General features: G+C 41.2%; 11 protein-coding genes. 4 read left to right on the plus strand and 7 right to left on the minus strand.

The window, feature by feature from the left end:
* Positions 1 to 63 precede the first annotated feature (63 nt).
* The 4 genes from HMPREF2979_RS08700 (at position 64) to HMPREF2979_RS10185 (ending at position 3,662) form a co-directional block, all read left to right on the plus strand.
* Positions 64 to 1,422, plus strand: coding sequence for a carbohydrate ABC transporter permease (locus HMPREF2979_RS08700; protein WP_070656251.1), 1,359 nt, complete (start codon positions 64 to 66; stop codon positions 1,420 to 1,422).
* The gene (locus HMPREF2979_RS08705) at positions 1,422 to 2,258 is read left to right on the plus strand and encodes a sugar ABC transporter permease (RefSeq protein ID WP_004182537.1); all 837 of its coding nucleotides are present in this window, start codon (positions 1,422 to 1,424) and stop codon (positions 2,256 to 2,258) included. The genes HMPREF2979_RS08700 and HMPREF2979_RS08705 overlap by 1 nt, the downstream gene beginning before the upstream one ends.
* Positions 2,259 to 2,273: 15 nt before the next feature.
* Positions 2,274 to 3,410 carry an ABC transporter ATP-binding protein gene (locus tag HMPREF2979_RS08710; RefSeq protein WP_070656254.1) on the plus strand — a complete coding sequence of 379 codons (1,137 nt, stop codon included), beginning with the start codon at positions 2,274 to 2,276 and terminating at the stop codon, positions 3,408 to 3,410.
* Between the two features lie 159 nt (positions 3,411 to 3,569).
* The gene (locus HMPREF2979_RS10185; protein WP_004182539.1) at positions 3,570 to 3,662 is read left to right on the plus strand and encodes a type I toxin-antitoxin system Fst family toxin; all 93 of its coding nucleotides are present in this window, start codon (positions 3,570 to 3,572) and stop codon (positions 3,660 to 3,662) included.
* A 146-nt stretch (positions 3,663 to 3,808) separates the two neighbouring features.
* On the opposite strand, the gene HMPREF2979_RS08715 is transcribed toward HMPREF2979_RS10185, so the two are convergent.
* From HMPREF2979_RS08715 to HMPREF2979_RS08745, 7 genes are all read right to left on the minus strand, one after another.
* A complete protein-coding gene (locus tag HMPREF2979_RS08715) occupies positions 3,809 to 3,997 on the minus strand; it encodes a twin-arginine translocase TatA/TatE family subunit (protein ID WP_004182540.1) in 189 nt (62 codons plus the stop codon).
* Between the two features lie 12 nt (positions 3,998 to 4,009).
* Positions 4,010 to 4,738 (minus strand): twin-arginine translocase subunit TatC, encoded by a 729-nt coding sequence (gene tatC, locus HMPREF2979_RS08720; protein ID WP_070656255.1) that lies wholly within the window; start codon positions 4,736 to 4,738, stop codon positions 4,010 to 4,012.
* Positions 4,725 to 6,410: an FTR1 family iron permease gene (locus HMPREF2979_RS08725; RefSeq protein ID WP_070656258.1), complete on the minus strand. Its 1,686-nt coding sequence runs from the start codon at positions 6,408 to 6,410 to the stop codon at positions 4,725 to 4,727. Before HMPREF2979_RS08725 ends, tatC begins: the two co-directional genes overlap by 14 nt.
* Positions 6,388 to 7,593 (minus strand): iron uptake transporter deferrochelatase/peroxidase subunit, encoded by a 1,206-nt coding sequence (gene efeB / locus HMPREF2979_RS08730; RefSeq protein ID WP_070656261.1) that lies wholly within the window; start codon positions 7,591 to 7,593, stop codon positions 6,388 to 6,390. Before efeB ends, HMPREF2979_RS08725 begins: the two co-directional genes overlap by 23 nt.
* A gap of 5 nt (positions 7,594 to 7,598) precedes the next feature.
* On the minus strand, positions 7,599 to 8,471 hold the full coding sequence (efeO, locus tag HMPREF2979_RS08735) for an iron uptake system protein EfeO (RefSeq protein ID WP_070656264.1): 873 nt from the start codon (positions 8,469 to 8,471) through the stop codon (positions 7,599 to 7,601).
* A gap of 251 nt (positions 8,472 to 8,722) precedes the next feature.
* A complete protein-coding gene (locus HMPREF2979_RS08740; RefSeq protein ID WP_070656268.1) occupies positions 8,723 to 12,436 on the minus strand; it encodes a pullulanase in 3,714 nt (1,237 codons plus the stop codon).
* A gap of 119 nt (positions 12,437 to 12,555) precedes the next feature.
* Positions 12,556 to 12,882, minus strand: a 327-nt coding sequence (locus HMPREF2979_RS08745; RefSeq protein ID WP_148132242.1) for an N-acetylmuramoyl-L-alanine amidase family protein, incomplete at its 5' end; no start/stop codon positions are given.

Here is a 12,882-nt window from a genome sequence, read left to right on the forward strand (position 1 = left end):
GGCAGGTCAGGTTCCTAGCCTCTTTATCTATCACTAATTAAACATTTATCTGAGGAGATATCTATGTCACAAACAATCTACGACACAACTCCTATGCGCCAGGTCTTCAAAGAAGGTACATGGGATGTCAAATTATCCTTTCTGGTAATGGGATTGGCAAACTTGGTCAACAAACAGTTCACCAAGGGCTTGCTCTTCCTCTTTTCTGAGATTGCCTTCTTAGTAGCCTTCGTTATCCAAATCATCCCTGCACTTAAAGGGATGATTACCTTAGGGACTCAAGAACAGGGTGAAGCCATTAAAGAAGTTAATGGGGTTAAGCTTACTGTTCAAGTCGCTGGAGATAACTCTATGCTCTTGTTGATTTTTGGACTTGCATCATTAATCTTCTGTGCAGTTTTCGCTTATATTTACTGGTGTAATCTTAAGAGTGCTCGTCATCTCATGGCTCTCAAACAGTCTGGACGTAAAGTTCCCAACTTTGTCGAAGACTTCAAGACCTTGGCTGATGGTCGTTTCCACATGGGACTTATGACTGTACCATTGATTGGAGTTTTGCTCTTCACAATCTTGCCTTTGATCTACATGATCTGTTTGGCCTTTACTAACTTTGACCACAATCACCCAGCACCTAAATCACTCTTTGACTGGGTTGGTTTCTCAAGTTTTGGTGAAGTTTTACAAGGTCGTATGGCTGGTACTTTCTTCCCACTTTTGACATGGACCTTAATTTGGGCAGTTGCTGCAACAGCAACTACTTTCTTCTTCGGTATCGTCCTTGCTCTCCTGCTCAACACTAAAGGACTTAAATTCAAGAAAGTTTGGCGTACACTCTTTGTTATCACTATCGCCGTTCCTCAGTTCGTATCCCTTCTTTTGATGCGTAACTTCCTTAATGACCATGGTCCTTTGAATGGTTTGCTTCAAACCTTGCATCTTACTAATGGACCAATTCCATTCTTGACTGATCCTCTCTGGGCTAAGTTCTCTATTATCTTTGTAAATATGTGGATTGGTATTCCGTTCACAATGTTGGTCGCAACTGGTATCATCATGAACTTGCCAACTGAGCAGATTGAAGCTGCTGAAATTGATGGAGCAAGCAAATTCCAAATTTTCAAGAGTATCACTTTCCCACAAATTCTCTTGATTATGGCACCATCATTGATTCAACAATTCATCGGTAATATCAATAACTTCAACGTTATCTACTTCCTTACTGGTGGTGGACCTACTAATTCTGAATACTATCAAGCGGGTTCAACTGACCTCTTGGTAACTTGGCTCTACAAACTGACTGTTAGCGCTAAAGACTACAACTTGGCATCTGTTATCGGTATCTTGATTTTCGCCATCTCTGCAACATTCAGTCTCTTGGCCTACACAAGATCATCTTCATTCAAGGAAGGGGCTGCTAAATAATGAAACGTAAGAAAAATCTTTACCTAACTGGTACTTATATTCTATTGACAGTTCTAGCTGTTATCTGGTTGATTCCTATTATCTGGATCTTCCTTACAAGTTTCCGTGGTGAAGGAGCCAATGCGGTGCCTTACTTCTTCCCTAAGACTTACACTTTTAATAACTACATCAAACTGTTTACCAGCGATGCTTATCCATTTGGAAAATGGTTCATCAATACTTTCATCGTTGCCACATGTACATGTATCCTCTCAACTTTGATTACCGTAGGTATGGCCTACTCACTTAGCCGTATTAAATTCAAACACAGAAATGGCTTCTTGAAATTGGCACTTGTACTTAACATGTTCCCTGGATTCATGTCAATGATTGCGGTCTACTACATTTTGAAGGCCCTCAATTTGACACAAACCCTGACATCTTTGGTCTTGGTATATTCTGCTGGGGCAGCTCTTGGTTTCTACATTGCGAAAGGTTTCTTTGATACCATTCCTTACTCTTTGGATGAATCAGCAATGATTGATGGGGCAACTCGTCTTCAAATCTTCACTAAGATTACCTTGCCACTTTCTAAACCAATCATCGTCTACACTGCCCTCATGGCCTTCATGGGACCTTGGGTAGACTTCATCTTTGCATCTGTTATCCTCGGTGACGTTAAGGATAAATATACGGTTGCCCTTGGACTCTATCAAATGCTTAACCAAGACGCTATCAATGAATGGTTCCTTCCATTTACCGCAGGTGCTATTATCATCGCCATCCCAATCACCCTTCTCTTTATCTTCATGCAGAAATACTATGTTGAAGGTGTAACCGGCGGATCAGTTAAATAATAAAGGATAAATGATATGACAACTCTTAAACTGGATAAAATTTATAAAAAATACCCAAATGCAACTCACTACTCTGTCGAAGATTTCAGTATCGACATCAAAGACAAGGAATTCATCGTTTTCGTAGGTCCTTCAGGATGTGGTAAATCAACAACTCTCCGTATGGTTGCTGGTCTCGAAGAAATCACAGAAGGTAAACTCTATATCGATGGTGAGATGGTTAATGACAAATCACCAAAAGATCGTGACATTGCCATGGTATTCCAAAACTACGCACTTTACCCTCACATGACTGTTTATGAAAATATGGCCTTTGGTCTTAAACTTCGTAAATATAAAAAAGACGATATCGACAAACGTGTGCGTGAAGCTGCTGCTAGCCTTGGTTTGACTGAGTTCTTAGATCGTAAGCCTGCAGACCTTTCTGGTGGTCAACGTCAACGTGTAGCTATGGGACGTGCCATCGTTCGTGATGCTAAAGTCTTCCTCATGGATGAGCCTCTCTCAAACTTGGATGCTAAGCTTCGTGTGACCATGCGTGCTGAAATTGCTAAAATCACTCGTAATATTGGTGCAACAACTATCTACGTTACCCACGACCAAACAGAAGCTATGACTCTTGCTGACCGTATCGTTATCATGAGTTCTACTAAAAACCCTGATGGTTCTGGTACTATCGGTCGTATCGAACAAATTGGTACACCTCAAGAACTTTATAATGAGCCAGCCAATAAATTTGTTGCTGGATTCATCGGAAGTCCTGCTATGAACTTCTTCAATGTTAAGGTTGATGGTAACCGCATTACTAACTCTGAAGGCTTGGATATTGCAATCTCTGAAGGTCAAGCTAAAATCTTGAAAGAGACAGGGTATCAAGGCAAGGAAGTTATCTTTGGTATCCGTCCTGAAGATGTTTCAAGTCGTCCAATTGTTCAAGAAGTTTATCCAGATGCCAATGTAGATGCTGAAGTCGTCGTTTCAGAGCTTCTTGGTGCAGAAACAATGCTCTACCTAAAACTTGGAGAAACTGAGTTTGCTGCTCGTGTTGATGCGCGTGACTTCCACAATCCAGGTGAAAAAGTTAACCTTACTTTCAACGTTGCTAAAGGTCACTTCTTCGACGCTGAAACAGAAAAACGTATCAGTTTGTAAGATAAAAAAATCAGCTCAAAAGGCTGATTTTTTGTTTGGCATGATTAAATCACATTCTAACTTTTACTTCCTGATACTCACTAAACATAACTCTCTCAATCTATGATATAATATCCTTTGGCACCTCGACACCGCCTACGAAGGGAGGTGAGTTTGCCTATGATGGATTTACTATTCAAAACTATCATCGGACCTATTGTGGTCGGTGTTATCCTTCGTCTGATCGACAAGTGGTTAAACAAGGATAGATAGTGCTAAAAAAGACCCCGAGCTTATGTGGAAGTTAGCTTGGGGTCTTTTCTTGCCTATGATATAGACTTACTATTCAATACAAGTGTATTATGTCATAAAAGCTTAGAATTGTCAAGAAACTTGAAGATAACCTTTAGATAGAGATCTTAGTCTTTAGTCTTGTCTTCTTCGTCTTTTTTATCATTATCGGTCTTATTTACGGCTGCTTTAAACTCGGCTAGCATTTTACCGATAGATTGACCGAGTTCTGGCAAGCGTTTAGGACCAAAGATGAGGAGGGCTCCTAGGACAATAATGATAAGTCCTGGAGCTCCGATATCACGTAGAATTCCCATGAGATCTCCTTTCTATTTATCTTTATATTTTCTTCGTTTACGTTTATAAATGAGCTTACTAAGCGTTACGCTAACTTCATAGAGTAAGATTAAGGGAGCAGTCATGGCCAAGTCACTAATAAAGTCGGCTGGTGTCAAAACAACTGCCAAAACCAAGAGAATAAAGTAAGCATAGCGTCTATAGCGTGCCAGAAATACTGGTGTCAAAATGCCAATGGACGTTAAGAAGCTCACAATTACGGGAAGTTCAAAGAGAACAGCTAAAGGCACTGTCGTATGCAGTAAAAAACTAAGGTAGTTTTGTGCTGTAATCTGGGTATCAAAGAGCCCTTCACCTAGTTTTAAAAGCACTTCTAAGATAGCTGGACTAACAAAATAATAACCAAAGGCAAGACCCAAAACAAAACAGACAAAAGTTGCTGGAATATAGGCAAAAATGGCACGCGCTTCATTGTCCCTCAAACCAGGTTTCACAAACTGCCAAATCTGGTAGGTGGTAAAGGGCAAAGTGACCGTAACAGCCATGAGACTGGCTAAGTTAATGTAAATCCAGAGAATATCGTTAGGACCAAGAACCAATAAGGGCTTATCAAATCCTCTAGTCAAATAAGCATAGAGCTCCCCAGCAAACAACAAGGTGATACAAAAAACTAGGAAAAAGCAAATCACTACTGCAATAAAACGTCTCCGAAATTCCACCAGATGCTCAACAATGGTCATCTCATCCTTACTTCTTGCCATGCTGCTTCACCGTTACAAAGGCAATAATAACAATAAAGATAAGTTGTGGAATTAGGACTTCCCAGCTAGGATAGATACCAGCCCAATCAATGGTTGGGAAACCACTAATCAAATGATTGGACATCATATTAGTCAACTGAAGGGCATGAATGCTGACACCGAGCATCTTGAAGGCCAAGGCATAAATCAACCAGGTCAAAATAAAGAAGATACGATGTGGTTTAATATAGTGACTAGCTTTAGTCATAGCAACGGCAATAATAACAAGAACTGCAATGGCTAAAGCAATACCAATCAAGAAATTAGCTGTCGTGATACGTGGGATAATACCAACATAGAAAAGAATGGTCTCGGCACCTTCACGGAAGACAGCCAAGAAACTAAGGGCAAACATAGATACAAAACTTCCAGTAGCCGTCACTGTCTTCATCTGACGGTCCATAAAGTCATTCCACTGTTTGACTGAAGACTTGCTATGAAGCCAAATACCAATCAGAATCATCATCGCAACTGCAAAGATACCAACGCCACCTTCAATAATTTCTCGGTTAGAGCCCGAAGTTACGGCTGGAAAAACAACTTGTAAGATAACAGCTATAACTGCGCTGGCAAGAACACCAGCAATGCCTCCGCCATAAACCCATTTGAGTCCCTTACGCATCTTAGCTGCCTTAAGAGTTGTCACAAGAGCCATGACGATGAGGAGGGCTTCAACCCCTTCACGCAAGAGAATCAACATGGCATCAAAGGCATTATAAGAAGCACTGGTATCGATAGCTGATAGGTCTGTAATCAAGGCTTGCAGTTTGTCCTGATAAGCTTTTTCTTTCCCCTTAACCATGATAACCGGCGTTTCACTCTCCACGCGCGTATAGAGGCTTGGGTTAGTCGTGCTCACGTCACCTTCAATGGTTGGCCAGATAGTGATGAACTTCTTCATAGTTGCCGCAGCCGTTTTTTCATCACCTGATTGGAATTGACCGAGAGCTTTTTCCAAGAGCCTAATACCATCTTTTAGGGTTAAACTTGAGCTTGTACTATCAAGAGGGACGCCCTTGATAAAGTCATCAATCCCACCCTTGAGATCATCGTAAGATGACTGGATGCTGGTGAAATCAGTAGGCTCCGTCTCAATGCTGCTGCGCAAAAGTGAAATAGCCGTCTCAATCTTGCCGTAGTAGGCAGTACTGTGGTCTCGGACAACAGCTTCATTTCGCGTCCAAGCATTATTCAATTCGCCGTAAGTTTTGCGGGTCGCAGCTAGGTCTTTAGCCGTAATGGCATCCTGTAAATTCTTGAAATAAGGATTGAGACGGGTCTCAAGTTTTTCCTTTTCGGCATCCAAGTCAACAGGATTTTGCTCTTTCTCAAATTTAAGAAGGGCTGACGAGATAGAGGTTAGGTCCTCTTCTGTCACGTCACCTTTAATATCAAGAGCCTTGCTAACTTTTTTACCAGCCTTGGAATCGTGATTTTCTTTTGTTTCGAAATCAGTCTTAATCTCACCAACCAATTCCTTAGCTTTTGCTTGATCCTTGTTTTGAACAGCTGTTGTTGCATCTGTGATTTTGATATAGAGATCGCTATAGGATTCAGCAGCTACTGGATAGGTCCAGAATAGGGCTAGAAGTCCAATCAAAACGAGGAGTTTATTCAAAGAGTGCTTGACCAAGGTAGCCTCCTTTCTCCACGCCAGCAAAGCAAGCAAATAGCCCACTTCCGATATGGGTGATATACTCATTCATCTTGTCTACAGCTCCAAGATTGGTCTGTATTTTGACAAAACGGTCGGGGTCCTTCTGGTAGGCAATGAAAATCAACCCTGCATCAAACTGGCCAGTTCTCTCATCAATACCATCAGAGTAAGAATAGGAACGGCGTAAGATAGGAAGATCTACTTCTTTAGCCAAACGGACATGCGAATCTACAGGAAGTTTAGATAAATCTACTTCATCAAACTCATCTTTCTTACCAAAGGGAGCGCCTGATTCCTTGTAACGACCAAAGGTGTTTTCCTGTTCCTGCAAGTTGGTACGATCCCAAGTCTCCAAATGCATCTGTACCAGACGAAGAGCCATATAAGAACCACCCTTCATCCAATCTTTACTATCAGTCCAGACAACCTTGTCGAATTCCTTTTCCGTCGTAACATTGGCAGTACCGTCCTTGAAACCAAAAAGATTTCGAGGCGTTTCCTTACGGTCTCCAATTGCAGCAAAACCTGATTTGCTCCACTTCATGGTGATTTTATTACGACCTTTGCGAATCAAATTGCGAACAGCATGAAAGGCCACTTGTTCATCATCTGCACAGGCTTGAATAACGATATCTCCACCCGTATACTTGTCCTGCAACTGCTCCTTAGGAAATGGAGGCAAATCACGGAAGAGCTTAGGACGTTTGGATTCTAAACCAAGTTTTTTAAGAAAATCAGCCGAAACTCCAAAAGTCAGACTCAGGCGATAGGGATTGAGTCCCACCGTTTCGCCTGTATCCGTAGGAGGCAAGAGGGCATTAGAACCATCTTTTTTGACTAACTCTCCTTCGACCAATTTACTACTATAATCGGTCCAGTCTTTAAAAAGCTGGATGACTTCTTTTTTATCGGTTGTATGAAGATCTAGCACCACCAAGTAGCAAGCCTTCTGCATAGGAGTCGTAATCCCAGCCTGGTGCTTGCCAAAGAAGCTAATATCTTCATCACCATCATAAGCCTTTTTACTTGAACTATCCTGATTAGCGAAAAAAGCAGATGCACCAGAAAGACCAAGCGCAAGCCCAGCCCCTCCAATACCTGCTTTTTTAAGAAATTCACGACGGTCCATTTTTTGATCTAAAAATTTTTCGTCAGTCATTTTTCTTATTTCCCATCTAGGATAACACCCATTTGTGATAATGGTTCACCAAGTTTAGTTACAGCTTCGGCCAATTCCTTAGTATCTGCCTCACTCAAATCTGTATAAGACTTATAGTTTTTCTCATCAGTCATGTGTTTGTCCAAAAGACCATTCACATTCTTGAATTCAGTTTCCAGAGTCTTAACAAGTTTAGCATCTTTCTTTTGGATCAACGGCTTGAAAAGTTCAAAGATTTTTTCTGCTCCCTCAATATTGGCACGGAAGTCGTAAAGATCAGTGTGTGAGAAGACTTCTTCTTCACCTGTAATCTTTTGAGTGGCAACTTCATTAAGAAGGTCTACAGCACCCGTCAGCATGATATCTGGAGTAACTTTAACAGTTGCAATTTTAGCCTTGAGTTCCTTGATATCGTTGACCAATTGATCTGCATAGGCAGCTGTACCATCGGTCGTGTTGTCTTGCCACATGATACGTTCAATACGGTGGAAACCTGACCAGCCATCTTCTGATTTATTTTCGTCCATGTAATCAACCAAACGGTAGTCGATTTTCACGTCAGACTCACCAAAGCTTTCTGCAATCGGTTCTGAACGCTCGTAAGCCATACGAATCAATGGGTATTGTTTCTTAGCTTCTTCAAGATTTCCTGACTTGAGGGTTTCACTGAATCCCTCAGTATCTTTCAAAAGCTGATCAATTTCGCCTTCTACGAAAGTCTTATAATCACTTGTGGCCTGCTTCAATTGCTTTTGCTCACTGGCTGTGAGTTTTGAGTTAGTTGAGCTTGAATTACTTGAATTACCAGATTTGGCACAAGCCGTCAATAAAAGTCCTGATGCCAAAAGAACAACACCAAGTTTGCTAAGTTTTTTCATGAATGTCTCCTATTTTCAAGATAGTGTTCGACATTTGTCGTTATATATGTGAATCGTTTGTTTTTTCTATATGAAAAACAAACGATGATAAGTCAATTATGATCTCTTGTATGTAAGAGATCATAATCTAAACTAACAGAAGAAACCAGCACTGTCAACGGTTTTAGGCTATTTAAGAACTATTCTAAAGAGCAGATAAGAATGATTATAAATAAAAGAAAAACAACAGGAAATAACCTGTTGTCACTTATTTATTTCATACGTCGTTTTCTAAGGAATCCTAGGCTAAGAATGCTTAGAAGACCTGCTAAAAAGAGTCCACGATTTGTCTTTTCACCAGTGGATGGTAGTTGTTTATTAGTCTGACGACTAGCTTCAGTCTTAGCCTGACCATTGTCACGATTAACAAGTTCAGCATCTCCAACAAGGTCCTCTTTACCTGAAGCCTTGACATTTGCTTTAGTTGCCTCAGTATCTTTACCACCAAATGACTCGGTCTTTTCTGAAGGCTTAGCTACTTGGTCAGTTGGTGTCTGAGCATTGGTCAAACGAATAATAGTCGCTGTTAGTGGATCCAAGGTCAAGATGTGATTGTTGATAGTCACACCTGATAACTCACTAATTCCATATAAATTGACTTGACTGCCATCTGCCAAAACCAGATAAGATAGGCCATTTGTAATCTTGCTCAAATCAAACTGACGAGCCTTGCTATCAGCATTGACATAGACAAGGTAACGGTCTCCATTCGAAGCAACAGTTTGGTATCCCAATACCAAATCTTCTTGAGCAACATTATCCTGACCAGGAACTGTCAATAGTGTCACACGAGCATCCACATCTGCTTTAGATTTGAAATTGAAGGCATCCGTAGACTTACGTAAGGCAATTAACCCTTTGGTAAAGGCACGCGTTTTCGTATTTTCTGGGAACGCCTGACTATTAGTCGCCTTAGTCCAGTCAAAATGGTTAACCGCATCACTAGAATCATAAGAATCATGGATGAAGTAAGGATAGTCAAATGGATTGCCCTTTTCATCAACTAAGAGGTGTGACTTATTCGGCACCTTGTCCTCAGATACAGGATAACGGTAGGCAGGATCACGGAACTGTTTGGTGCGGCCGTATTCCTGACCAGAGTGAATAAATGGTGTTCCCTGAGCAGTCAAGACCATGAGGTTTCCTAGACGCAAGCGACGATGAATTTCAGCATTATTTTCAGGCTTGCTTGGATCCTTCTTAATTGATTGTGCGATGATATCAAAAAGGGTCAAATTATCGTGAGCAGCAATATACTGGATAACATCTCCTGGTGAATCAGCCTCAAAGTTAGTTGGCTGTGCCTTGATATTATCAAAAACCTTATTAATATCACGTTTTCCACCTGTGATGAAGGCCGGTGTCCCCTCGTTTGGATAACCTGATTTGAGGGTATTTCGAATATCATCTGAAAATACAGCTACGGTATCTGTGTCTTTCATCCAAGACTGATCGGCAGGCTGAACAGGGCTATTTTCATCACCAGCATAAGTCACCCAACCCTCACCAAGCATAATGAGATTTGGATTAAGGGCGCGTGCAGTATTGTAAGCTTGCTCGATACTTTCAGCGTCATGGTCACCCATCATATCAAATCGGAAACCATCCACTTTATATTCCTTAGTCAAATAAGCAATAGAATCTACCAAGACACGACGGCTCATATAGTGAGTCGTACCTAGACGACCGCCTCCAAAACTCGAACGAGGAGTGCCATCAGCATCCATAAAGTGATAATAATTTGGCTCAAGGTCTTCAAAAATAGCTGTCTTGGCTGTATGATTGTAAACTACATCCAAGATAACACCCATACCATGGGCATGGATAGCTGCAACTAAATTCTTGAATTCTTCAATACGTTTAGCTGGATCACTAGGTTTTTCAGAATACATACCCGTCAAAGAGAAATAGTTTTGTGGATCATAGCCCCAGTTGTAGTTACTATCGCTTGAGGCATAATCATCCAAACGCTTCCCATTTTGCAATTCATTAACGAAATAGTAGCTCAATACTGGCAAAAGCTGAATATGGGTAACCCCAAGGTCTTTAAGATAATCCAAACGCTCCGCAAAGGCTGCAAAAGTACCAAACTGGTGCTTCAATTCAGCTGAGATAGCCTTGTCAGAGGTGAAATCACGGACATGAGCCTCATAAATGATAGCATCTTCACGAGACTTAAAGTTAGGAATCTTAGCGTAGTCAAGGTCTTTTGGTCCATAATTAGCAGGATCTACAAAGGCAGCCTTGGCAATCTTGTGTTCGGGACCCTTGCTAGCATCGTCACTATTCCAAGCTGCCAGAGACTTCGCATAAGGATCAAGAACAATTACTGACTGATCACCACGTTTAATGCGGTATTGATAGAAATAACCAGTTAAGTTTTCAAGACCAAAATCAGTCGCAAGGAGGTCAGCTTGCCAAGTACCTCTAGGGCCTTTGCTTAGAGCATGTTCAGCCAGCACCTTGTATTGATTATTCTTATCATAGACAATGATGTCTACTTGATCAGCACTTGGTGACCAAAGTGTCACATGTGCCTTAGTACCATTCTCTTCTAGTCGAGCACCCAACTCGCCATCATAACTGTAGAGGGCATCCTTTAATTGCCAGCTCTCAGACGTTTTAAAACTATCACTGCCCAAAGTGACCTTGTAAGGCAGATTTTCTGCAGCAAAATCACCTGTTAATGTAGCTTTTTTGAGTTTAGCATCCAAGTCAAGCTGTTTAAGAGTGACACTGTTACCATCCTTATCCGTCACCTTAAGGTCTTTGAGAATATCCTCAGATGAGACCTCGTCTAAGTTGGTGAAGCTAAGTTCGATTTTGCTTGGACTAAGCTGCTGAGCCCCAGTCAAACGCACATCCTTGACAAAGTAAGGGTTGGTGTAGACTGTCGGATCAGTATCTCGTACGAAAAGCTGACGAGATTTTTTCAAGTCACTAAATTTATAATCATTTGGTTGAATTTTCACATCATCTCCAGTTTTGCTCTCATCTAAGAGTAAAAATCCTATCGATTTTGCCGCTTGTGTTAGTGGAATATCTAAGTAGGCACCATACTTACCATTCGGTTGGAAATTGACACCATCAGGCCAATTACTTGGAGCGTCCTTAACATCACCCCAATACCAGACAGACTTATTGCTATAGTCGCCATCCGTACGGAAATAATTGATACGAACGTGGTCTTGAGGGATAGGTTGATAGCTGTAAACTTGGAAATCCTTGTCAATCCAGGCCTCATTCATTTGAGGGCTAAGAATTTCGACTGCTTTATCCCCTGAAAGGTTTGTTCCAGCGGCATTATTAATCAAGAAGCTAAGTTTTTTAGGTGCTGAAGACAACTTCACATCTAAATAGACACCATAATCATCCTGTTTGGCTTCAGCAAATGAGGTTGCCCCTGTCGGCCAGGCCCCCTTCTGAGATGATGGTGTCTCAACATCATCCCAAGTCCAAAGTCCAAGCGATGCCTTGTCTGGACTTGGCAACTCTTGAAAATGCAAGCGAATAGACCCGTCAGCAATAGGATCCTCAGACGCATTCGTAAGAGCTTGACTATTATTTGTACTTACTGTTTTTGGTGTGTTTTCCCTAGTTTCAGTTAGCTTGGAAGTCTCAGTAGGGCTAGTATTTTCTTCTGGAAGAGAAACTGGCTCATTTACCTTGGAAACAGAAGTATTCTCAGCTGTTACAGGAGCTGTTGGCGTTTCAGTTACTAGTCCACTGGTAGTAAGACTAGGATCAGCTTGTTCTACCTGTGTGCTAGAGTCGGGCGTTGATACTGCTTCATCTGCTTTTACTCCTTGAACTGTAGCAAAGCTCAAAAAAATAGCTCCAATGGTTACAGAAGCCAAACCTAACTTGTACTTGCGAAGGCTATAACGAAGAACTTTTTCATCATTAGCTTGAGTATTTCTTTTCATAAAAACTCCTTTTGTTAACGTTTTCATGGTTTTTAATATACCATTTAGCTTTCGTTTATGCAAGCGTTTTCTCTCTTTAAAAATTAAAAAAGAGAGAACCATAAGATTCTCTCAATCTATTAATTATAAATAGAATAGTAACGCTTAATCCCTGCCACAATTGCGTTTGCTAAAGTCTCCTGATAAGCAGAGGTATTCAAACGGGCTGCTTCTTGAGGATTTGACAAGAAACCAAGTTCAAGGAGAACTGCTGGTGCTGTTGTCTCACGCAAGACCGCAAAGGTTTGACGTTTCACGCCCTGATTCTGTGCTCCTGTCGCATTAATCAGGCTGGACTGGATGGCATTGGCCAAGGTATCACTCATGCTCAATCGAGTCGGATTAGCATGGTAGGTTGCATTAATACGTGATGGATATTCTGCATAAGGTTGGTAATAATAAGTCTC

Origin of the sequence: Streptococcus sp. HMSC078H12 (assembly GCF_001814615.1) — a bacterium.
Taxonomy (GTDB): Bacteria; Bacillota; Bacilli; order Lactobacillales; family Streptococcaceae; genus Streptococcus; species Streptococcus salivarius_F.

Coding starts and splice junctions, on each gene's coding strand:
- HMPREF2979_RS08700 (WP_070656251.1), top strand. CDS start 64: ATGTCACAAACAATCTACGACACAACTCCTATGCGCCAGGTCTTCAAA.
- HMPREF2979_RS08705 (WP_004182537.1), top strand. CDS start 1,422: ATGAAACGTAAGAAAAATCTTTACCTAACTGGTACTTATATTCTATTG.
- HMPREF2979_RS08710 (WP_070656254.1), top strand. CDS start 2,274: ATGACAACTCTTAAACTGGATAAAATTTATAAAAAATACCCAAATGCA.
- HMPREF2979_RS10185 (WP_004182539.1), top strand. CDS start 3,570: ATGATGGATTTACTATTCAAAACTATCATCGGACCTATTGTGGTCGGT.
- HMPREF2979_RS08715 (WP_004182540.1), bottom strand. CDS start 3,997: ATGGGAATTCTACGTGATATCGGAGCTCCAGGACTTATCATTATTGTC.
- tatC (WP_070656255.1), bottom strand. CDS start 4,738: ATGGCAAGAAGTAAGGATGAGATGACCATTGTTGAGCATCTGGTGGAA.
- efeB (WP_070656261.1), bottom strand. CDS start 7,593: ATGACTGACGAAAAATTTTTAGATCAAAAAATGGACCGTCGTGAATTT.
- efeO (WP_070656264.1), bottom strand. CDS start 8,471: ATGAAAAAACTTAGCAAACTTGGTGTTGTTCTTTTGGCATCAGGACTT.
- HMPREF2979_RS08740 (WP_070656268.1), bottom strand. CDS start 12,436: ATGAAAAGAAATACTCAAGCTAATGATGAAAAAGTTCTTCGTTATAGC.